The following is a 19,744-nucleotide window of genomic DNA, read 5'->3' on the forward strand; positions in this document are numbered from 1 at the left end:
AGTAGGGGAGGGGCCGGCTTACAGGCCGGCCCAGGCTTCCACTTCCTCGACGAAGTGGTGCACGTCCAGGTAGCGGTTGTAGAGCGGGGTGGGCGAGATGCGGATGACGTCCGGTTCGCGCCAGTCGCCGAGCACGCCGATGCCACGCAGGTGCTCGAACAGGGCACGGCCGCGCTCACGACCGCCGATCACGCGCAGCGACAGCTGGCAACCACGGCGCTGCGGATCGGCCGGAGTGATGATGTGCAGCACGCTGGACAGGCGCGCGCGTACCAGCGCTTCAAGCATGCCGGTCAGTGCCAGCGATTTGCTGCGCAGCGTCTCCATGCCGGCACGCTCGAACAGGTCCAGTGAGGCGCGCAGCGGGGCCAGGCCGAGGATCGGCGGATTGCTCAGCTGCCAGCCTTCGGCACCGATGGCCGGGGTGAACTGCGGCGCCATCTGGAAGCGGGTGCTCTCTTCGTGGCCCCACCAGCCGGCAAAGCGCGGCAGCGTGGTGTCGCGGTGGTGGCGCTCGTGCACGAACGCGCCGGCAACCGCGCCCGGGCCGCTGTTGAGGTACTTGTAGTGGCACCACACGGCGAAATCGGGGGCCACCTCATGCAGGCGCAGTGGCAGGTTGCCCACCGAATGCGCCAGGTCGAAGCCGATGCGCGCGCCCTGCAGTCGCGCCGCGCGGGTGATCGCGTCCAGGTCGAAGGCCTGGCCGGTGCGGTACTGCACGCCCGGCCACAGCACCAGCGCCAGGCGTGGGCCGTGCGCGGCGATGGCGCGTTCGATTGCCACCTGCGAGATCGTGCCATTGGGCTCATCCGGCTGTACCTCCACCAGGCACTCGGTGGGGTCGAAGCCGTGGAAGCGGATCTGTGCCTCAACGGCATGGCGATCGGTGGGGAACGCGCCGGCCTCCATCAGGATCACCGGGCGCTCGATCGTCGGCCTGTAGAAGCTGACCATCATCAGGTGCAGGTTCACGCTCAGCGTGTTCATCGCCACCACTTCGCTGGGCAGTGCGCCGACCACGTGGGCCAGCTGCGCGCTCACCAGGCGGTGGTAGGACAGCCACTGCGTGGGGCCGGTGAAGTGGCCTTCCACCGCCAGCTCGCCCCATTGCTTCATCACCTCCTGTACCGCGGCCTGCGCACCGCGCGGCTGCAGGCCCAGCGAGTTGCCGACGAAGTAGGTCTGTTCGCCGCCGCCATGGCGCGGAATCAGGAATTCGTTACGCAGCGGGCGCAGCGGATCGGCGGCGTCCAGGGCAATGGCGTGGGTGCGGCTGAGCAGGTCGGACATGGTTGGGCAACAGGCTGCAACGGGACGGCCAGTGTAGCGCTTGGGATGGCGCACCCGGTGGCAGGGATGCGTGCATGCCGCCGAACCTGTAGAGCCGAGCCCATGCTCGGCTGCGCGGGCCCACCGCCGAGCATGGGCTCGGCTCTACAGGGGCAGGAGATCAGCCCGCCACTGGCGCCGGTAACGGGTCCACGTGCCCGCACTGGCTGCAGGTGCGCAGTTCAAGGCTGGCCTGGTATCTGGCAAAGACCTTGGGCAGATCGGTCTCGATGTTCTGCAGCGTGAAGTACTCTTCGTAGAGCTTGTGGTTGCAGCGCTCGCAGTGCCAGATCACGCCGTCACGTTCATGCGGCAGGCGCTTGCGTTCGACCACCAGGCCGACACCGCCGGGCGGGCGCCGCGGCGAGTGAGGCACCCTGGCCGGCAGCAGGAAGATCTCGCCGGCGCGGATCGGAATGTCGCGTACCGCGCCGTCTTCCTGCACCTTCAGCACCATCTCGCCTTCGAGCTGGTAGAACCACTCCGGGCCTTCGTCGTAGTGGTAGTCGGTGCGCGAGTTCGGCCCACCCACCACCATCACGATGAAGTCGCCGTTGTCGATCATCTTGTTGCCCACCGGCGGTTTCAGCAGGTGGCGATGTTCTTCGATCCAGGCGTGCAGGTTGATCGGCGAGGCGAGCATGGTCGTGATCCGTAGTGAGGTCAGTCGCGCCGGCCCTGGCGCGGCACGTAGGACAGGGCCTTTTCGTAGGCCGGCTTGAGCTCTTCCGGTGCACCGACGTCGATGCCCATCTCGCTGACCCGGCCGTTCTTCAGGCTGTAGACCCAGCCGTGCACCATCAGCTTCTGGCCGCGCGCCCAGGCGTCCTCGACGATGGTCGAGCGGCACAGGTTGGCGACCTGCTCGATCACGTTCAGTTCGCACAGGCGTGCATGCTTCAGCTCGTCATCCTCGATCGCATCGAGGATGCCCTGGTGCTTCTGCACGACATCGCCGACGTGGCGCAGCCAGTTGTCGGCCAGTCCGACGCGGGTGTTGTGCAGGCAGGCATGCACGCCGCCGCAGCCGTAGTGGCCGACGATCAGGATGTGCTTCACCTTCAGCTGGTCCACCGCGTACTGCACCACGCTCAGGCAGTTCAGGTCGCTGTGTGCCACCACATTGGCGACGTTGCGATGCACGAAGACTTCACCCGGCGCCATGCCGATGATCTGGTTGGCCGGCACGCGCGAGTCGGAGCAGCCGATCCACAGATATTCCGGATGCTGCTGCTTGGCCAGCTGGTGGAAGAACTCCGGATCTTCCTGGGCGATGCGGTCGGCCCAGTCGCGGTTGTTCTGCAGCAGGCGATGGATGTCTTTCATGTGCGGTATCCCTGGCGTCGGGTGGGGGCTCGCCGCAGCCATCCGGCCGCAGCGTCGCGGGAACAGGGGCGATCAGTCGCTGCGGGCAGCCTGTTCGCGGTGCCAGCGCATCCATTGCGCCAGCTCCTGGTAAGAAGGGGTGGCCAGTGCCTCCAGCGCGGCGATCACCGCCTGCTGGTTGGCCTCCGGATGGTTCTGGCTGAGCTTGAGCTTCAACTGCACGTGCTCGACCTGGAAGCGGAAGCCGACGATCGCGCGCAGCTCAGGGCCATGCTCGGCGCGCGTGGCATCGAACTGCCAGGCCTGGCCGACGCTGGCTTCGAAACGGTCGCTGATCGCTCCGACCAGATCGGCCAGCGCAGCGGTATCGTCGAATGTCTGCAGCTGGCCACGCAGTTCGGCGGCGGCGTAGTTCCAGGTCGGCACCCGCGCGGCCGGTTCCTTGTCCGGATACCAGCTGGCAGACACATAGCCATGCGGGCCATCGACCAGCACCTTGGCCTCGCCGCGATAACGTGATTGCGGGTTGGCGCGGGCCCAGTGGCCGCGCAGTTCGATGCGGTCACCGTCACGCTGGTACAGCACCGGCATCCGGGTCAGTTCGGGTAGGCCATCGCTGCCGGGGGTGAGTACGGTGACGAACGGGTCGCGCGCCAGCAGTCGGTCCAGCCAGAGCAGGTCGGTCTCGGCGAAGGCGCGCGGGGTGAACATGTCCGGCTCAGGCGCGCCCGCCGAGCGACTGCACCATGCGGCCACGCAGGCCTTCGTCACTGTCGGCGTGCGGCGGCTGCACCTCGTGCAGGCTGAAGCCGCGCACAAGCGCGTCTTCCTCGTCCAGGCCGTCGAACTCGACGAATTCGGCGTCGAACAGCTGCGCGCGGGCGGTGTCCTCGCTGTCGTAGCTGAGAGTGTTGCCATCGCTGTCGAGCACTTCGGCGGTGCCGGCCGGACGCACGCGCAGGCGGGCCCAGATCAGGGTGTTGCCGAGGCTGGCCAGCCACCAGCTGTCGCGCGAGGCGGTGATGTCATTCATGAGCGTATTACCAGAGCGAGGCCAGCCAGAGCAGGGCGGCCATGCCCAGTCCAGCCAGCAGGGTCAGCAACGATACCCAGGCCGGTGTCGCCAGCCCGGACAGCGAGCGGTCCGGCTGCTGGCGATAGTCGCGGCGCAACAGCCAGCCCAGGGCGTCGGGCTTGAGGAAGGCGCCGCTGCCGAAGCGCGCGGCGAGCGCCGGATGGCGATCGCGCACGTGCACCAGGGTCAGCGGCCAGAAGATCACGAAGGCACTGAACCCGGCCACTGCAACGCCGACGAAACAGAGGGCGAAGAACAGGGTCATGGGGGCAGTACCTCCGTGCTCGTGTGGGTTTAGAAGTCCGCGCTGCCCGGGGCGCGCGGGTAGGGGATCGCATCGCGGATGTTGGACAGCCCGCAGACGTAGACCACCAGGCGTTCAAAGCCGAGGCCGAAGCCGGCGTGCGGCACCGAGCCATAGCGGCGGAAATCGCGGTACCAGCTGTAATGCTCGCGATCCAGACCGAACTGGGCCATGCGCGCATCCAGCACATCCAGGCGCTCTTCGCGCTGGCTGCCGCCGATGATCTCGCCGATGCCCGGGGCCAGCACGTCCATCGCGGCAACGGTCTTGCCGTCGTCGTTCAGGCGCATGTAGAAGGCCTTGATGTGCTCCGGATAGTTGGTCACCACCACCGGGCGGCCGACGTGTTCCTCGGTCAGCCAGCGCTCGTGTTCGGTCTGCAGGTCCAGGCCCCATTCGACCGGGAAGTCGAACTTCTTGCCGGACTTCTGCAGCAGGCTGACCGCATCGGTGTAGTCGATGCGCTCGAACGGTGCATTGATGAAGTCTTCCAGCTTGGTGATCGCGTTCTTGTCCACGCGCTCGGCGATGAAGGCCAGATCGTCGCCACGCTCGTTCAGCACCGCGCGGAACAGGTACTTCAGGAACTCTTCGGCCAGGCGCGCGTCTTCGGCCAGGTCGGCGAAGGCGATTTCCGGCTCGATCATCCAGAACTCCGCCAGGTGGCGGGTGGTGTGGCTGTTCTCGGCGCGGAAGGTCGGGCCGAAGGTGTAGACCTTGCTCAGCGCCAGGCAGTAGGCCTCGACGTTCAGCTGGCCGGACACGGTCAGGAAGGTTTCCTTGCCGAAGAAGTCGCGGCTGAAATCGATCGCGCCCTTCTCGTCGCGCGGCAGGTTCACCATGTCCAGGGTGGACACGCGGAACATCTGGCCGGCGCCTTCGGCGTCGGAGGTGGTGATGATCGGGGTGCTGATCCAGTTGAAGCCGTTCTCGTGGAAGAAACGGTGCACGGCCTGGGCCAGGCAGTTGCGGATGCGGGTGACCGCGCCGAACAGGTTGGTGCGCGGGCGCAGGTGCGCCACTTCGCGCAGGAACTCCGGCGACATCGGCTTGGGCTGGATCGGGTAGGTCAGCGGGTCTTCCACCCAGCCGACCACTTCCAGCGCACTGGCCTGGATCTCGAACGACTGGCCCTTGCCCTGCGACTTCACCAGGGTGCCGGTGGCGATGACCGAGCAGCCGCTGGTCAGGCGCTTGATCTCGTCGAAGTTGGCCAGGGTGTCGTTGGCCACGACCTGGATCGGGGCGAAGCAGGAGCCGTCGCTCACATTCACGAAGGCCAGATTCGCTGAACCGCGCACCGTGCGCACCCATCCGCGTACCGTGACTTCGCCGCCTTCCGGGATCTTCCCGGCAAGCGCATGTTCAACGCTGACCACCGTCATGACTTGAATCCTCTGCTGATCGACTCGATCTGTGAACACGGGAGTTTACCGGTTGCAGCGTTCCGCTTGCGAGGCATTTTTCGTGGCAACGGCTCCTTATAATGTCCCCGTACCTCTGGAGTAGCCCCATGGCTGTCAGCCTGACCCCCATTGCCTTCGAGCGCGTGCAGCGCTTTGTCGCCCAGACCCCCGGCGCGCTCGGCCTGCGCTTCGGCGTGACCAAGACCGGCTGTTCCGGCTGGGGCCACGTGACCGACCTGGCCCGCGACGAGCGCGAGGGCGACACCGTGTTCGACCAGGACGGCGTGAAGATCTATGTCGACGCCAAGAGCCTGGCGCTGGTGGACGGCACCGTGATCGACTTCGGCAAGCACGGGCTGAGCGAGACGTTCACGTTCAGCAACCCCAATGCCACGGCCGAGTGCGGTTGCGGCGAGAGCTTCACCACCGACGCCGACAAGGCCTGACGCACGGCCCGGCGCCCGCCTGGAAGGTGCCGACCTTGGTCGGCACGAAGGCCCCACGGATGGAGCGCCCGGTTTTCACCTATCACCCCAACGCCTACGCGACCGCCTTCGAAGCGGCCGATGGGTCTGAGGCGGCTGCGGCCAGCCGCGGACGCTGCGCTGCCGCGGGCCGTTCTACACCGCTGGCGAGGACCTGCTGCCCATCCGGGATCAGGTCCGGCCGGACGTGGCGGAGGTCAACCCGGGCGACGCCGACTGGGTGCTGGAACACCTGACCCGAGACGGTGAGATGGTCGGTTGCCTGTTCCAGTGGCTGGAGTGCGGCCAGCACCGCCTTCACGTCGATCTGGGCTGAATACGCTCGCCGGGCATGGCCCGGCGCTACCTGCCTAGGGTAGCTGCCGACCTTGGTCGGCACGGCGGCATGGGCCGCCTGGTTGCCTGCCACCCCCATCTGCGCCATAATGCGCGGCTTCCTGCCTCCCTGGCGGGAATCCTTGCCCCACCGCGGTCTCAACGGCGGGGGGCTGTCCGGCCGCAAGGCCACATCCGAAAGGTAGAAAAAACATGAGTCGTCATTACGAAATCGTGTTCATGGTCCACCCGGACCAGAGCGAGCAGGTCCCGGCCATGATCGAGCGCTACAAGTCGCTGGTCGAGAACGGCAACGGCACCATCCACCGTCTGGAAGACTGGGGCCGCCGCCAGCTGGCGTACCCGATCCAGAACCTGGTGAAGGCCCACTACGTGCTGATGAACATCGAAGCCGACCAGACCGTTCTGAACGAGCTGACCGAAAGCTTCCGCTTCAACGACGCCGTGCTGCGCAATCTGGTCATCAAGCGTGACGAGGCTGACACCGAGCAGTCGCTGATCATGAAGAGCAAGGACGAGAAGGGTGACAAGCCGGAGCGCGGTGAGCGCCGTCGTCGTGACGACGAAGAAGGCGAGTCCACCACCACCGCTGACAACGAAGCCGGCGACGACGCCGCTTCTGCCGCCTAAGGAGCCTTCCCATGTCCAAGTTCTTCCGTCGCCGCAAGTTCTGCAAGTTCACGGCTGAAGGTGTGAAGGAGATCGACTACAAGGATCTCAGCACCCTGCGCCAGTACCTGACCGAGAACGGCAAGATCGTGCCGAGCCGCGTCACCGGTACCAAGTCGAAGTACCAGCGCCAGCTGGCGACCGCCGTCAAGCGCGCTCGCTTCCTGGCCCTGATCCCGTACACCGACAACCACGACGTCTGATGCCGGCGGGGCGGCCCGGTGCCGCCCCCGCTGTGCCAGCTATTCGGACAGCCTTTGTTGCGGGGCATCGCCTCGCTAACGAATAACTCATCTGGAGCAATACCATGCAGCTGATCCTCCTGCAGAAAGTCACCAACCTCGGCAACCTGGGCGACCTGGTTGATGTGAAGCCGGGCTACGGCCGCAACTTCCTCGTGCCGCAGGGCAAGGCCGTGCCGGCCACCGAGAGCAACAAGGCCGAGTTCGAAGCCAAGCGCGCCGAATACGAAGCCAAGGCCCAGGCCATCCACGCCGACGCTGAGAGCCGCAAGGCCAAGCTGGAAGGCGCGAGCGTGACCATCGCCGCCAATGCTTCGACCGAAGGCAAGCTGTACGGCTCGGTCGGCCCGCGCGATATCGCCGAAGCCTTCACCGCTGCCGGCCTGCCGCTGGAAAAGAGCGAAGTGATCCTGGGCGAAGGTGCTTACCGCAACATCGGCGAGTACGACGTGCTGGTTCACCTGCACGCCGACGTCGAGACCACCGTCAAGGTCGTCATCGTCGCCGAAGCCTGATACCACGCCGCAAGGCCTGGCATCACCGCAGAACGGGCGCCCGCAAGGGTGCCCGTTTTGTTTTGTGGGCCCGGCCGCTGGCTGGAAGCGGGCCCGGACTCCACCCCCATTCGTAGAACACGGCCACATCGGTATACTCAAGGCGTCACACCTGTTCCACGGTCAGCGATCCCAGCAGGATCAATGACTTGGAGGGTAAATGCAGGCCGCTCGCCGGCCCCAGTCCGGAACCTCTATGCGTCTTTCCACGATCAAGCTGTCCGGCTTCAAGTCGTTCGTCGATCCGACCACCCTGCACCTGCCGACCAACATGACCGGCGTGGTGGGGCCCAATGGCTGCGGCAAGTCGAACATCATCGATGCCGTGCGCTGGGTCATGGGCGAGAGTTCGGCCAGCCGCCTGCGCGGCGACTCGCTGACCGACGTGATCTTCTCCGGTTCCAACGCCCGCAAGCCGGTCTCGCAGGCGACCGTCGAGCTGATCTTCGACAACTCGGATCACACGATTTCCGGCGAGTACGCCTCGTTCAACGAAATCTCGGTCAAGCGCACGGTCAGCCGCGACGGCACCAGCAACTACTACCTCAACGGCACCAAGTGCCGCCGCCGCGACATCACCGACCTGTTCCTCGGTACCGGCCTGGGCCCGCGCAGCTACTCGATCATCGAGCAGGGCATGATCAGCCAGATCATCGAGGCGCGCCCGGAAGACCTGCGCGTGTACCTGGAAGAGGCCGCCGGCATCTCCAAGTACAAGGAGCGCCGCAAGGAGACCGAGACCCGCATCCGCCACACCCGCGAGAACCTGGACCGGCTGGGTGACCTGCGCGACGAGATCAGCAAACAGCTGGAACACCTCAAGCGCCAGGCCAGGCAGGCCGAGCAGTACCAGGCGCTGCAGGAAGAGCGCCGGGTCAAGGATGCCGAGTGGAAGGCGCTTGAGTTCCGGGGCCTGGACGGTCGCCTGTCGAAGCTGCGCGAAGGGCTGTCGCAGGAAGAGACCAGGCTGCAGCAGCTGATTGCTGACCAGCGCGACGCCGAGGCCCGTATCGAGACCTCGCGCGTGCGCCGCGAAGAGGCTGCCGATGCGCTCAACACCGCACAGGCGGCGGTCTACCAGGTGGGCAGCACGCTGGCGCGCCTGGAGCAGCAGATCCAGCATCAGCGCGAGCTGTCGCAGCGCCTGCACAAGGCGCGCGATGAAACGCAGCAGGCGCTGGCCGAACTGGGCCAGCACATCAGCGGCGATGAGGCCAGGCTGGGCGTGCTGCGCGAGGCGGTGGAGGCCGCGAGTCCGCAGCTGGAAGCGCTGCAGGAAGAGAACGAGATCAAGCAGGAAAGCCTGCGCGAGGCCGAGGACCGTCTGGCCGGCTGGCAGCAGCGCTGGGAACAGCACACCTCGCAGAGTTCGGAAGCTTCGCGCGCTGGCGATGTCGAGCGCACCCGCGTGGACTACCTGGACAAGCAGATCCTCGACGCCGACCGGCGCCGCCAGGCGCTGGCCGCCGAGCGCGCCGGGCTGGACGTGGATGCGCTGGAAGAAGCCTTCGAGCAGCTGCACCTGCAGCACGACACGCAGAAGACCGCACTGGATGAGCTGACCGAGGAAGTCGAGCAGCGCAAGGAAGGTGTCGCCGCCGTGCAGGAACAGCAGCGCGCGGGCCAGAACGAACTGGCCGAGCTGCGCAAGCAGGCCAACGCCCTGCGCGGCAGGCTGGCATCGCTGGAAACCCTGCAGCAGGCTGCGCTTGGCCAGGAGCAGGGCGCGGCCGTCGCCTGGCTGAAGGCCCGCGGGCTGGATTCGGCGGCACGCGTCGGCGAGCGCCTGGAGGTCGATGCCGGCTGGGAAAACGCGGTGGAAAGCGCACTCGGCGAGCTGATCGAAGGCGTGCTGGTCGATGACCCGGGCCGCCTGGTCGACGCGCTGGGCGAACTGGGCGAGGGCCGCATCGCGCTGGTCGCCCATGACGATGCCGAGCTGAAGGTCGCGCCGACCTCGCTGGCCGCACGCGTGCGCGGCCCGGCGGCAATCCGCCGGCTGCTGGCGCCTCTGCATGGCGCCCGGGATCTGGCCGAGGCCAAGGCGTTGCAGTCCGGGCTGCCCGAGGGTGATTCGATCATCACCCAGGGCGGCGAACGCCTGGGCCGGGGCTGGCTGCGGGTGTCGCGCTCCGGTGCGGCCCAGCAGGGTGCACTGCTGCGCGAGCGCGAGATCAACGAACTGCGCGAGCAGATCGAGCAGCTGCAGGAGCGCGAGGCCGCGCTGGAAGAGCAGCTGTCGGGCTTCCGCGAGCAGTTGCTGGCGGCCGAGCAGCAGCGCGAGGACGCGCAGCGCACGCTGTACCAGGCGCATCGTGCGGTGTCCGAACTGGCTGGCCAGTTGCAGGGCCAGCAGGGCAAGGTCGAGGCCGCGCGCAGCCGCATCGATCGCATCGAAGGCGAACTGAAGCAGCTGCAGGAAACGCTGGAAGCCAACAGCGAGCAGGCGCGTGAAGCCCGTTCGCGGCTGGAGAACGCGGTCAGCAGCATGGGCGATCTGGAGTCGACCCGGCAGCGGCTGGAAGGCGAACGCCGCCAGCTGACCGAGGCCCGCGACCTCGCACGCGATGCCGCACGTGGGGTGCGCGAGCGCGCGCATTCGCTGGCCCTGACCCTGGAATCGCAGCGGGCGCAGCTGGCGTCACTCGGCCAGGCACTGGAGCGCATGGGCACCCAGCGTGGCCAGCTCGATTCGCGCCTGGGTGAGCTGCACCTGCAGCTGGATGAAGGTGATTCACCGGTCGAATCGCTGCAGGCCGAGCACCAGAATGCGCTGGAAGAACGCGTGCGCGCCGACCGCGTGCTGACCGAGGCGCGCACGCTGCTCGATGGCATCGACGCCGAGCTGCGCAATTACGAGCAGACCCGCCACCAGCGCGACGAACAGGCATTGGCGCAGCGCGAGCGCATTTCGCAGCGCAAGCTGGACCAGCAGGCCCTGGTGCTCAGTGCCGAGACCCTGCAGGGCGCTGTGGAGAAAGCCGGTTTCGTCATGCAGGACGTGCTCAACGCCCTGCCCGAGGACGCCCGCCTGGGCGACTGGGAGCAGGCCGTGCACCAGATCGATGGCCGCATGCGCCGGCTGGAGCCGGTCAACCTGGCCGCCATCCACGAGTACGGCGAGGCCTCGCAGCGCTCGGAGTACCTGGATGCCCAGCATGTGGATCTGACCACCGCGCTGGAAACGCTGGAAGATGCCATCCGCAAGATCGACCGCGAGACCCGTGGCCGCTTCAAGGACACCTTCGACCGCGTCAACGCCGGCGTGCAGGCGCTGTATCCGCGCCTGTTCGGTGGCGGCCATGCGTATCTGGAGCTGACCGGCGAGGACCTGCTCGATACCGGCGTGACCATCATGGCGCGGCCGCCGGGCAAGCGCGTGTCCAGCATCTCGCTGCTGTCCGGCGGCGAGAAGGCGATGACCGCGGTGGCGCTGGTGTTTGCCATCTTCCAGCTGAACCCGGCGCCGTTCTGTCTGCTGGACGAGGTGGACGCACCGCTGGACGAGGCCAACGTCGGTCGCCTGGCCAACATGGTCAAGGAAATGAGCGAAAAGGTGCAGTTCCTGTTCGTCAGCCACAACAAGGCGACGATGGAGGCCGCGCACCAGCTGTCGGGCGTGACCATGCGCGAGCCGGGTGTCAGCCGGCTGGTCAGTGTCGACCTGGAAGAGGCCGCACGATTGGCGGGCGCGGCCTGACGTGCCATCCTAACTACCTGAATGAACCAGCCGGAGAACCTATCGAATGTCCGACACGGCACTTTTGCGCATCGGCATCCTGGCCGCCGGCCTGCTGTTGATCGCCGCGATCTTCCTGTTTGGCCGCCCGAAGAAGAAGCCCCAGGGGCGCCGCGTGGAAGGCGCGGAACCGACCAGCGGCGAGCGTCGCGAGCCGGTCCTGGGTGAGGATGGCGTCGCCGTGGCCGGTGGCCGCCTCGAACCCGGCATGGGCGGAGAGGGCGAGCAGGCCGAACTGGGCCTGGCCGACACCGACGCAGGCGCAGCCAGCGACCTGGGCAAGCGCGCGACCCAGGATTTCGACAAGATCGTCTCGCTGTTCGTGGCCGCCCGCGCGGGCGAACAGCTGCGTGGCGAAGACATCGTGGTGGCAGCGGAGAAGACCGGCCTGGTGTTCGGCCACATGAACGTGTTCCACCGCCTGGTGGAAGGCCACCCCGAGCGCGGCCCGATCTTCTCCATGGCCAGCATCATGAAGCCGGGAAGCTTCGACATGGCCAACATCCGTGCCATGGAAACCCCGGCCATCGCTTTCTTCCTGACCCTGCCGGCGCCGCTGACCGCGCTGGACGCCTGGGAGAAGATGCTGCCGACCGTGCAGCGTATGGCCGAACTGCTTGACGGCGTGGTGCTGGATGATAGCCGCAATGCGCTCGGCCGCCAGCGCATCGCGCACATCCGTGACGAGCTGCGCGCCTACGACCGCCAGCACCAGGCGCCGCCGCTGACCAAGACGCCGCGCTGGTAATGCCTGACGTGCCGACCAACGGTCGGCACCCACCCCATCGGCAATCCCCGGTAGATCCACGCCATGCGTGGATGCGGTTTACGACGGGACGCCGGCCACCTTGGCGAACGCGCGGCGGAATGCCGCCATTTCTTCCTCGGTTCCCACGGTCACGCGCACGCGCTGCGGCCAGATCGGCCAGCTGCGCCCGATCACCACGCCGTTCTCTGCCATTGCCTTGGCAAACGCGGCGCCGTCGCGCTGCACGTCCACCACGAAGCAGTTCGCCTCCGAAGGCAGGCAGCTGAAACCGCGCTTGCCGAGCCAGGCAATGGTGGCCTGCCGGGCCTTGGCATTCTGCAGGCGGCGCTGCGCAACCAGTTGCCGATCCTGCAGGCTGGCCAAGCCTGCGGCCAACGCGGGCACCGGCAGCGGGTTGTCGCCCAGGCGGGCCAGTTCGCGCAGGCGGTCGGGGTGCGCGGCCGCCACGCCCAGGCGCAGCCCGGCCATGCCATACAGTTTGGAGAACGTGCGCAGCACGATCAGGTCATCGCGTTGCGCCACCTCGGCGATCAGGCTCGGTTGATCGCTGTACTGCAGGTAGGCCTCGTCCACCAGCACGCGGGTAGTGGTGGGCTTGTGCGCCAGCAGCCAGGCCAGTTCGGCCGGCGGGCTGATCGAGCCGGTCGGGTTGTTCGGGTTGCACACATACAGCAACCCGGTCGGTCGCGCATGCGCAGCAGCGACCATCGCGCGCAGGTCGTGTGCGCCGTCGGTTCGCAGCGGCACCTTCTGCACGTGCGCGCCGTGTGCGGCGGCGACCTCGCCCAGCGTCTCGAAGGTCGGGTCGGCCACTACCAGCCCGGCCTGCGGGCCGGTCCATACGACCGCTGCGCGATTGAGGGGTTCGCTGGAGCCGGGGTAGAGGCGGACATGGTCGGCCGGAATTCGCGCCTGCTCGATGAAGGCGTCGCGCACCTGGCCGGCCAGGGCGAAGCGGTAGCGGCCGCAACCGGCGATGCTGTCGCGCGCAGCCTGCTGGGCTGCAGGCGAGGGGCCATACGGGCACTCGTTGAAATTCAGCAGCACGGCGCCTTCGCCGGGTGCGGAGGGCACCGTTGCAGCCGCAGCGGGTTGAGCACCGGCAAGGCGGGGCAGGCTGGCGCCGGCCAGGGTGAGGCCGGCACCGGCCAATTGCAGGAAGTGGCGGCGGGAGGCAGGCAGGGTCACGGGCAGGGTTTCCGAAGGGCAGCCCGGGCACGCTAGCGCTGGTGGTGGCGCGCGGCAAGCTCGACGCTACAAGGGCGGCGGCGTTACAGGGCCTGACGGCCGGGCGAGGTAGAATCCCCGGCCATCCCAGAACCACCGGATCCCGATGAGCCCCAGCCCCGCCGAACGCGCCGAAGACCTTCGCCGGCAGATCGCCCAGGCCAACCGCGCCTATCACGAGCTGGATGCGCCGGAGATCCCCGACGTCGACTACGACCGCATGGTGCGCGAGCTGGAAGCGCTGGAGCGCGAGCATCCGGAACTGGCCCGTGCCGACAGCCCGACCCAGCAGGTCGGTGCGCGTCCGTCCGGTCGCTTCCCGGAAGTGCGCCACGCGGTGCCGATGTTGTCGCTGTCCAATGCCTTCAGCGACGAGGAAGTGGCCGATTTCGTGCGCCGCATCGACGAGCGGCTGGGCCGTCGCAGCCTGCAGTTCTCGGCCGAGCCGAAGATGGATGGGCTGGCGATCAGCCTGCGTTACGAGGAGGGTCATTTCGTACTCGGCGCGACCCGCGGCGATGGCAGCACCGGCGAGGACGTGACCGCCAACCTGCGTGAAATCGGCGACATTCCCAAGCGCCTGCATGGCAAGGACTGGCCGGACGTGCTGGAAGTGCGGGGCGAGGTCTACATGGCCCGCGCCGACTTCGAGGCCTACAACGAACGTGCGCGTCAGCAGGGCGGCAAGGTGCTGGCCAACCCGCGCAACGCCGCGGCTGGCTCGTTGCGCCAGCTCGACCCGAAGATCAGTGCACAGCGCCGGTTGAGCTTCTTCGCCTACGGCACCGGCGAGGTGCAGGGCGGTGAGTTGCCCGATACCCACTCGGCTACGCTGGCGCAGCTGGGCGCCTGGGGCTTCCCGGTCAGTGCACTGTGCAAGGTGGTGGAGGGCACCGACGGCCTGCTCGGCTATTACCGCGATATCGGCGAGCGCCGTGACGGCCTGCCGTTCGACATCGACGGCGTGGTCTACAAGCTCGATGATCGTGCCGGCCAGCAGGCCATGGGCTTCGTCTCGCGTGCACCGCGCTGGGCCATCGCGCACAAGTTTCCGGCGCAGGAGCAGAGCACCACGGTGGAGGCGATCGAGATCCAGATCGGCCGCACCGGTGCCGCAACACCGGTTGCACGGTTGGCGCCGGTAGCGGTGGCCGGGGTGATCGTATCCAACGCGACGCTGCACAACGCCGACCAGATCGCGCGCCTGGATGTGCGTGTCGGCGACAGCGTGATCGTGCGCCGCGCCGGCGACGTGATTCCCGAAGTGGTCAGCGTCATCCTCGACCGTCGGCCGCAGGGCACCGCGCCCTGGCAGATGCCGACGCGCTGCCCGGTGTGCGGGTCGGAGATCGTGCGCGAAGAAGGCGCGGCCGCATGGCGCTGCTCGGGTGAGCTGTCCTGCCCGGCACAGCGCAAGGAAGCCATTGCTCATTTCGCCTCTCGCCGCGCGATGGACATCGACGGCCTGGGCGACAAGTACATCGAAACCCTGGTCGATGCCGGCATCGTCAGGAGCGTGGCCGACCTGTACCGGCTCAGCCGCGATACGCTGCTGCACCTCAAGCTGGTGCTGGATGCGGAGGATCCGTCGGCACTGGCGGCGGCGCTGAAGCTGCATCTGCCCGCCGAGGGCAGTGGTGCGGTGCTCAACGCGGTGCTCAGACTGGACGGCAGCGATCCGGCGTGGCGCGCGCAGGCACTGGTACAGCCGGCCAGCTTCGAGTGGAACACGAAGAAGATCGCCACCAAGTGGGCCGACAACCTGATCGCGGCGATCGATGCCAGCCGTGCCGCCACGCTGGAACGGCTGCTGTTTGCGCTCGGCATCGAGCACGTCGGCGAGAGCACCGCCAAGGCGCTGGCGCAGTGGTTCGGTGATCTGGAACTGATCCGCCACCTGCCGTGGCCGCTGTTCAAGCGCGTGCCGGACATCGGCGGCGAAGTGGCTCGTTCGTTGGGTCATTTCTTCGAACAGCAGGGCAACCAGCAGGCCATCGATGACCTGCTGCAGGTCGGCCAGGTCCGCATCAGTGATGTGCATGCGCCCAGTGCCAAGCTGCGCGAGGGGCTGGATCTGGCCCAGCTGCTGGTCGAATCGGAGATTCCCGGCATCACCCGCCTGCGTGCGGAAAAGCTGGTGTCCGCGCTTCCCGGCGCGCAGGCCGTTCTCGACGCCGAGCATGGCCAGTTCGTCAACGCCGGGCTGCCCGATGACACCGCGCGTGGACTGGCCGAATGGCTGGATACGGACGGCCATGGTGCGATGCTGTTGGCTGCCGAGACGGCGATGCAGCAGATCCTGGCCAAGGCGCCGGCGCTGGCCGAGATCGTGGCCGGTCCGCTGGACGGGCAGACCGTCGTGCTGACCGGCACCCTGGCCCAGCTCACCCGCGATGCCGCCAAGGAACGCCTGGAGGCCCTCGGCGCCAAGGTCTCCGGCAGCGTGTCGAAGAAGACCAGCTTCGTGGTGGCCGGCACCGAGGCCGGCTCCAAACTGGACAAGGCGCAGTCACTGGGCGTGCCGGTGTGGGACGAAGACCGCCTGCTGGCCTACCTGGCCGAACACGAGTGATGACCCCGCCGGGCGTTTGCCGCCCGGCATGAAGCACAGAGGATGACCGATGCAGACCGCCCCGCTGGATTTCCGCCTGGCGACCCGTGCCGACGAAGAGCGGCTGATCGCGCTGATGCGCGAGTTCTACGCCGAAGACAGGATCGACTTTGACGACGCACGCGTACGCCGCGGCGTGGATGCGCTGCTGGCCGACCCGCGCAACGGCGAGGTGCTGCTGTGGCTGGACGAGGCCGGTGAGGTGGTCGGCTACGCGGTGATCGCGATGGGCTTCAGTCTGGAGCAGGGCGGCCATTTCATGCTGCTGGACGAGCTGTACCTGGCCCACCGCGCGCGCGGTCGTGGCCGCGGCAAGCAGGCGCTGGCCATCTGCGAACAGCGTGCGCGTGGCCGTGGCGTCAGCCGCCTGCGCCTGGAAGTGAACCACCACAACGAACTGGCCCGCCGCCTGTACCTGGCCAGCGGCTACATCGATGACACGCGCGACCTGCTGACGCTGCCGCTGGACCACCCGCGCCCGGAGGGCATCCTGTGAGCCAGGCCCTGCTGCATGCGCTGCGCCAGCGTGCTGCGCTCAACGCACTGGTGCGCCGCTTCTTCGCCGAGCGCGATGTGCTGGAAGTGGAAACGCCGATCCTGTCGGTGGCGGGCAATACCGAGCCGAACATCGACAGCTTCCACACCGATTTCAGTGGGCATGTCGATGCCGGTGGCCGCCGTCGCTGGTTGCGGACCTCGCCGGAGTATCCGCTCAAGCGGCTGCTGGCGGCCGGTGTCGGCGATTGCTACGAGCTGGGCCGGGTGTTCCGCAACGGCGAGGCCGGCGGCCGCCACAATCCCGAATTCACCATGCTGGAGTGGTACCGGGTGGGCTGGGATCACCATCGTCTGGTGCAGGAAACTGCCGAGCTGGTCAACCAGGCGCTGGCCCTGGTCGGCCGTACGGCGACGCTGCGTGTGTTGAGCTACCGGGAGCTGTTCCAGCACTACCTGGGCATCGACGCGTTCGATGCCGATGAATCGGCGCTGCGCGCCGCGCTGGGCGAGGTGCACATCGATCCGGTCGGCTTGACCCGAGACGATTGGTTGGACCTGCTGATGACCCATCGCATCCAGCCTGGCTTCGATGACAGCGTCATGACCGTGGTTCATGACTGGCCGGCCAGCCAGGCAGCGCTGGCGCGCATCCGCCCCGGTTCGCCGGCACTGGCCGAACGGTTCGAGCTGTACCTGGGCTCGGTCGAGCTGGCCAACGGATATCACGAGCTGAACGATGCCGACGAGCAGCGTGCACGCTTCCTGCGTGACCAGCAGCGGCGTCATGCACGCGGGCAGGTGCAGCCGGCGCTGGATGAGGCGTTGCTGGCCGCATTGCCGTCGATGCCGGCGTGCGCGGGGGTGGCGGTGGGCGTGGATCGCCTGCTGATGGCGATGGAGAGCACGCCGCGCATCGCCGATGTGCTGGCGTTCGATTTCGCCCATGCATGAACATCGTCTGCTGCCGGACATCGAAGACTGAACGGATTGCCGGATCCACGCGCTTGCTTCAGCAAGCAGGATGATGCTCTTATCACGGGCGATGCGGGACACTGGCATCGGAATTCGTCCACTCCTGTTGGGGAAGGCATTGGTCAAGTGGTTTGCGGTTGTTGCGGTACCGGTCTACTCCATCGCGCTCTGGGGTGCTTGGCTGCCGTTCTCCGCGTCCGCCCAGCAGCCGGGTTATGACGAGGAAGTGGTCACCTGCGAATCACGCGACATGGGCTGGGTGCACTGCGATATCGAGGTCGCCAATGGCGTCGACCTGATCCGGCAGCTGTCCAGCAACAGCTGTATCCGCGGCAGCGAATGGGGGACCGATCGCAGTGGCGTATGGGTCACCCTTGGCTGTCGCGCCGAGTTCCGTGCGCGCCGTGCGCCGGGGGCCGCGGCAGCGGCCGGCAGCGACGGCAAACGCCAGTTCCGCCGCGTGGTGCGCTGCGAGTCCAATGGTCGCCCGCAGAGTTGCCCGGTCCGCCTGGATGGGGCGCCGGTGCGCCTGCTGCGCCAGCTGTCCGTACTGCCGTGCCGCGAAGGGCAGGGCTGGGGCTACAAGCGCAACGAAGTGTGGACCAGCCGTGGCTGCCAGGGCGATTTCGAAGTGGCCGATGAGCAGGGCCGCTTCGTCGATATGCCGCGCCGGCTGACCTGCGAATCGAAATCGAAGAAGCGGCGCTTCTGCGGGGCGAGCATCTCCGTCGGCGCGGCGGTGTCCCAGCAGCTGTCCAGCACGCCCTGCGAGGAGGGCAGCACCTGGGGCTGGAGCCGCAACGGGATCTGGGTGGACGGCGGCTGCCGCGCCGAATTCTCGGTGAATTGAGCCCCGGCGGGCTCCAACCGCGCAGGACGTGGCCCTACAATGGGCCCATGAACACTGCCCCTGACATCGATTACGCCCGCTACGACCACATCCGCCCGATCCTCTGGACCGGCGATGCCCTGCAACTGCTGGACCAGCGCAAGCTGCCGTTCGTGGTCGAGCACGTGGTCTGCCATGACAGTGACGAGGTCGCCTCGGCCATCCACGCACTGACCGTGCGCGGCGCGCCGGCCATCGGTATTGCCGCGGCCTGGGGCGTGGTGCTGGCGGCACGCGGGGTGCAGGCCGCCGATGGCGCGCATGCCCTGCAGCAGCTGGAGCCGGCACTGCAACGCCTGAACGCCTCGCGCCCGACCGCGGTCAATCTGGCCTGGGCGCTGGCGCGCATGCGCCGTTGCCTGAGTGCCGCAGGCGCCGACTGGAAGATGTTGCTGGAGGCCGAAGCGCAGGCCATCGCCGAAGAGGATCTGGCCGCCAACCGCCACATGGGCGCGCTGGGTGCGGGCCTGATCGAGGCCGGCAGCGGCGTGCTGACCCACTGCAATACCGGTTCGCTGGCCACCGCCGGCTTCGGCACCGCGCTGGGCGTGATCCGAGCCGGCATGGCCCAGCACCGCATTGCCCGGGTGTTCGCCGGCGAGACCCGGCCGTGGTTGCAGGGCGCGCGCCTGACCGTGTGGGAGCTGCAGCAGGACGGCATCGACGCCACCCTGATCGCCGACTCGGCGGCCTCGCACCTGATGAAGACCGGCGCTGTGCAGTGGGTCATCGTCGGTGCCGACCGCATCTGCGCCAACGGCGATACCGCCAACAAGATCGGCACCTACCAGCTGGCCATCGCCGCCCGCCACCACGGCGTGAAGTTCATGGTCGTGGCGCCGTCCTCGACGGTGGACATGGACACCGTGGACGGTAGCCAGATCGAGATCGAGCAGCGTGACCCGGGCGAGCTGTATGGCGTGGGCGGCACCCGCACCGTGGCCGAAGGCATCGCCGCCTGGAACCCGGTGTTCGACGTCACCCCGGGCGAGCTGATCGACGCCATCGTGACCGAACGCGGGGTGATCCTGAACCCGACCGCCGAGAACATGCGCGCCGCCTTCGGCGGTTGAGGGGGGCAGGGGCGAGGATGCCTGTAGAGCCGGGCCCATGCTCGGCTCCGCCGGGGAATCCGCCGCAACCGAGCATGGGCCCGGCTCTACAGGGGCGGCTGAACCCCCTAAGTTCCTGATTTGTGCCGGTAAAATCCCCGTAAAAGGCGGCGGAAAACGGTCCGTTGTGGTAGTATCCACAGGTTGAATCGAGGTTCCGGCGCGACCCCCTCCCGCAGAGGGCTGCGCCGGACTGGA

At 67.6% G+C, this 19,744-nt stretch carries 20 protein-coding genes; 12 read left to right on the forward strand and 8 right to left on the reverse strand.

Features of this window, described 5'->3' with window-relative positions; translation table 11 throughout:
- Positions 1 to 18 precede the first annotated feature (18 nt).
- The 7 genes from kynU to asnS all read right to left on the reverse strand — a co-directional run bounded on the left by kynU (position 19) and on the right by asnS (position 5,422).
- Positions 19 to 1,293 carry a kynureninase gene (gene kynU, locus LZ605_RS01425; protein ID WP_249843564.1) on the reverse strand — a complete coding sequence of 425 codons (1,275 nt, stop codon included), beginning with the start codon at positions 1,291 to 1,293 and terminating at the stop codon, positions 19 to 21.
- Between the two features lie 160 nt (positions 1,294 to 1,453).
- The gene (locus LZ605_RS01430; RefSeq protein WP_249843565.1) at positions 1,454 to 1,975 is read right to left on the reverse strand and encodes a 3-hydroxyanthranilate 3,4-dioxygenase; all 522 of its coding nucleotides are present in this window, start codon (positions 1,973 to 1,975) and stop codon (positions 1,454 to 1,456) included.
- Positions 1,976 to 1,995: 20 nt separating this feature from the next.
- The gene (gene can / locus LZ605_RS01435) at positions 1,996 to 2,658 is read right to left on the reverse strand and encodes a carbonate dehydratase (RefSeq protein ID WP_106550249.1); all 663 of its coding nucleotides are present in this window, start codon (positions 2,656 to 2,658) and stop codon (positions 1,996 to 1,998) included.
- A 72-nt stretch (positions 2,659 to 2,730) separates the two neighbouring features.
- Positions 2,731 to 3,369 carry an FMN-binding negative transcriptional regulator gene (locus LZ605_RS01440; protein ID WP_249843566.1) on the reverse strand — a complete coding sequence of 213 codons (639 nt, stop codon included), beginning with the start codon at positions 3,367 to 3,369 and terminating at the stop codon, positions 2,731 to 2,733.
- A 7-nt stretch (positions 3,370 to 3,376) separates the two neighbouring features.
- Positions 3,377 to 3,691 (reverse strand): hypothetical protein, encoded by a 315-nt coding sequence (locus LZ605_RS01445; RefSeq protein ID WP_107232957.1) that lies wholly within the window; start codon positions 3,689 to 3,691, stop codon positions 3,377 to 3,379.
- A 7-nt stretch (positions 3,692 to 3,698) separates the two neighbouring features.
- Complete coding sequence (locus LZ605_RS01450; RefSeq protein ID WP_099490769.1) at positions 3,699 to 3,998, reverse strand: hypothetical protein; 300 nt, start codon at positions 3,996 to 3,998, stop codon at positions 3,699 to 3,701.
- Positions 3,999 to 4,027: 29 nt separating this feature from the next.
- Positions 4,028 to 5,422 carry an asparagine--tRNA ligase gene (gene asnS, locus LZ605_RS01455; protein ID WP_079222389.1) on the reverse strand — a complete coding sequence of 465 codons (1,395 nt, stop codon included), beginning with the start codon at positions 5,420 to 5,422 and terminating at the stop codon, positions 4,028 to 4,030.
- Positions 5,423 to 5,550: 128 nt separating this feature from the next.
- Between asnS and LZ605_RS01460 the strand changes: the two genes are divergently transcribed.
- From LZ605_RS01460 to zipA, 7 genes are all read left to right on the forward strand, one after another.
- Complete coding sequence (locus tag LZ605_RS01460; RefSeq protein ID WP_006452998.1) at positions 5,551 to 5,889, forward strand: HesB/IscA family protein; 339 nt, start codon at positions 5,551 to 5,553, stop codon at positions 5,887 to 5,889.
- A 226-nt stretch (positions 5,890 to 6,115) separates the two neighbouring features.
- A complete protein-coding gene (locus LZ605_RS01465) occupies positions 6,116 to 6,244 on the forward strand; it encodes a CbrC family protein (RefSeq protein WP_249843567.1) in 129 nt (42 codons plus the stop codon).
- 212 nt (positions 6,245 to 6,456) lie between these two features.
- The gene (gene rpsF, locus LZ605_RS01470; protein ID WP_107232959.1) at positions 6,457 to 6,894 is read left to right on the forward strand and encodes a 30S ribosomal protein S6; all 438 of its coding nucleotides are present in this window, start codon (positions 6,457 to 6,459) and stop codon (positions 6,892 to 6,894) included.
- Between the two features lie 11 nt (positions 6,895 to 6,905).
- Complete coding sequence (gene rpsR / locus LZ605_RS01475) at positions 6,906 to 7,136, forward strand: 30S ribosomal protein S18 (protein WP_249843568.1); 231 nt, start codon at positions 6,906 to 6,908, stop codon at positions 7,134 to 7,136.
- Positions 7,137 to 7,240: 104 nt separating this feature from the next.
- Complete coding sequence (gene rplI, locus LZ605_RS01480; protein WP_107232960.1) at positions 7,241 to 7,690, forward strand: 50S ribosomal protein L9; 450 nt, start codon at positions 7,241 to 7,243, stop codon at positions 7,688 to 7,690.
- Positions 7,691 to 7,925: 235 nt separating this feature from the next.
- Entirely contained in the window at positions 7,926 to 11,429 is a 3,504-nt protein-coding gene (gene smc, locus LZ605_RS01485) for a chromosome segregation protein SMC (protein ID WP_249843569.1), read from the forward strand.
- Positions 11,430 to 11,475: 46 nt separating this feature from the next.
- Positions 11,476 to 12,216 carry a cell division protein ZipA gene (gene zipA / locus LZ605_RS01490; RefSeq protein WP_249843570.1) on the forward strand — a complete coding sequence of 247 codons (741 nt, stop codon included), beginning with the start codon at positions 11,476 to 11,478 and terminating at the stop codon, positions 12,214 to 12,216.
- A 78-nt stretch (positions 12,217 to 12,294) separates the two neighbouring features.
- On the opposite strand, the gene LZ605_RS01495 is transcribed toward zipA, so the two are convergent.
- Positions 12,295 to 13,425 carry a pyridoxal phosphate-dependent aminotransferase gene (locus tag LZ605_RS01495; protein WP_249843571.1) on the reverse strand — a complete coding sequence of 377 codons (1,131 nt, stop codon included), beginning with the start codon at positions 13,423 to 13,425 and terminating at the stop codon, positions 12,295 to 12,297.
- 139 nt (positions 13,426 to 13,564) lie between these two features.
- Between LZ605_RS01495 and ligA the strand changes: the two genes are divergently transcribed.
- From ligA to mtnA, 5 genes are all read left to right on the forward strand, one after another.
- The gene (gene ligA / locus LZ605_RS01500) at positions 13,565 to 16,036 is read left to right on the forward strand and encodes an NAD-dependent DNA ligase LigA (RefSeq protein WP_249844979.1); all 2,472 of its coding nucleotides are present in this window, start codon (positions 13,565 to 13,567) and stop codon (positions 16,034 to 16,036) included.
- Between the two features lie 49 nt (positions 16,037 to 16,085).
- Positions 16,086 to 16,571 (forward strand): GNAT family N-acetyltransferase, encoded by a 486-nt coding sequence (locus LZ605_RS01505; protein WP_107232965.1) that lies wholly within the window; start codon positions 16,086 to 16,088, stop codon positions 16,569 to 16,571.
- The gene (epmA, locus tag LZ605_RS01510; RefSeq protein ID WP_249843572.1) at positions 16,568 to 17,524 is read left to right on the forward strand and encodes an EF-P lysine aminoacylase EpmA; all 957 of its coding nucleotides are present in this window, start codon (positions 16,568 to 16,570) and stop codon (positions 17,522 to 17,524) included. Before LZ605_RS01505 ends, epmA begins: the two co-directional genes overlap by 4 nt.
- Before the next feature lie 139 nt (positions 17,525 to 17,663).
- Positions 17,664 to 18,395 (forward strand): DUF3011 domain-containing protein, encoded by a 732-nt coding sequence (locus tag LZ605_RS01515; protein ID WP_249843573.1) that lies wholly within the window; start codon positions 17,664 to 17,666, stop codon positions 18,393 to 18,395.
- Positions 18,396 to 18,442: 47 nt separating this feature from the next.
- Positions 18,443 to 19,507 (forward strand): S-methyl-5-thioribose-1-phosphate isomerase, encoded by a 1,065-nt coding sequence (mtnA, locus tag LZ605_RS01520; protein ID WP_249843574.1) that lies wholly within the window; start codon positions 18,443 to 18,445, stop codon positions 19,505 to 19,507.
- Positions 19,508 to 19,744 lie beyond the last annotated feature (237 nt).

The sequence above is a fragment of the Stenotrophomonas maltophilia genome (assembly GCF_023518235.1).
Classification (GTDB): Bacteria; Pseudomonadota; Gammaproteobacteria; order Xanthomonadales; family Xanthomonadaceae; genus Stenotrophomonas.

Coding starts and splice junctions, on each gene's coding strand:
- rplI (WP_107232960.1), top strand. CDS start 7,241: ATGCAGCTGATCCTCCTGCAGAAAGTCACCAACCTCGGCAACCTGGGC.
- LZ605_RS01505 (WP_107232965.1), top strand. CDS start 16,086: ATGCAGACCGCCCCGCTGGATTTCCGCCTGGCGACCCGTGCCGACGAA.
- smc (WP_249843569.1), top strand. CDS start 7,926: ATGCGTCTTTCCACGATCAAGCTGTCCGGCTTCAAGTCGTTCGTCGAT.
- zipA (WP_249843570.1), top strand. CDS start 11,476: ATGTCCGACACGGCACTTTTGCGCATCGGCATCCTGGCCGCCGGCCTG.
- LZ605_RS01460 (WP_006452998.1), top strand. CDS start 5,551: ATGGCTGTCAGCCTGACCCCCATTGCCTTCGAGCGCGTGCAGCGCTTT.
- LZ605_RS01430 (WP_249843565.1), bottom strand. CDS start 1,975: ATGCTCGCCTCGCCGATCAACCTGCACGCCTGGATCGAAGAACATCGC.
- LZ605_RS01445 (WP_107232957.1), bottom strand. CDS start 3,691: ATGAATGACATCACCGCCTCGCGCGACAGCTGGTGGCTGGCCAGCCTC.
- kynU (WP_249843564.1), bottom strand. CDS start 1,293: ATGTCCGACCTGCTCAGCCGCACCCACGCCATTGCCCTGGACGCCGCC.
- rpsR (WP_249843568.1), top strand. CDS start 6,906: ATGTCCAAGTTCTTCCGTCGCCGCAAGTTCTGCAAGTTCACGGCTGAA.
- LZ605_RS01450 (WP_099490769.1), bottom strand. CDS start 3,998: ATGACCCTGTTCTTCGCCCTCTGTTTCGTCGGCGTTGCAGTGGCCGGG.
- asnS (WP_079222389.1), bottom strand. CDS start 5,422: ATGACGGTGGTCAGCGTTGAACATGCGCTTGCCGGGAAGATCCCGGAA.
- mtnA (WP_249843574.1), top strand. CDS start 18,443: ATGAACACTGCCCCTGACATCGATTACGCCCGCTACGACCACATCCGC.
- LZ605_RS01440 (WP_249843566.1), bottom strand. CDS start 3,369: ATGTTCACCCCGCGCGCCTTCGCCGAGACCGACCTGCTCTGGCTGGAC.
- can (WP_106550249.1), bottom strand. CDS start 2,658: ATGAAAGACATCCATCGCCTGCTGCAGAACAACCGCGACTGGGCCGAC.
- rpsF (WP_107232959.1), top strand. CDS start 6,457: ATGAGTCGTCATTACGAAATCGTGTTCATGGTCCACCCGGACCAGAGC.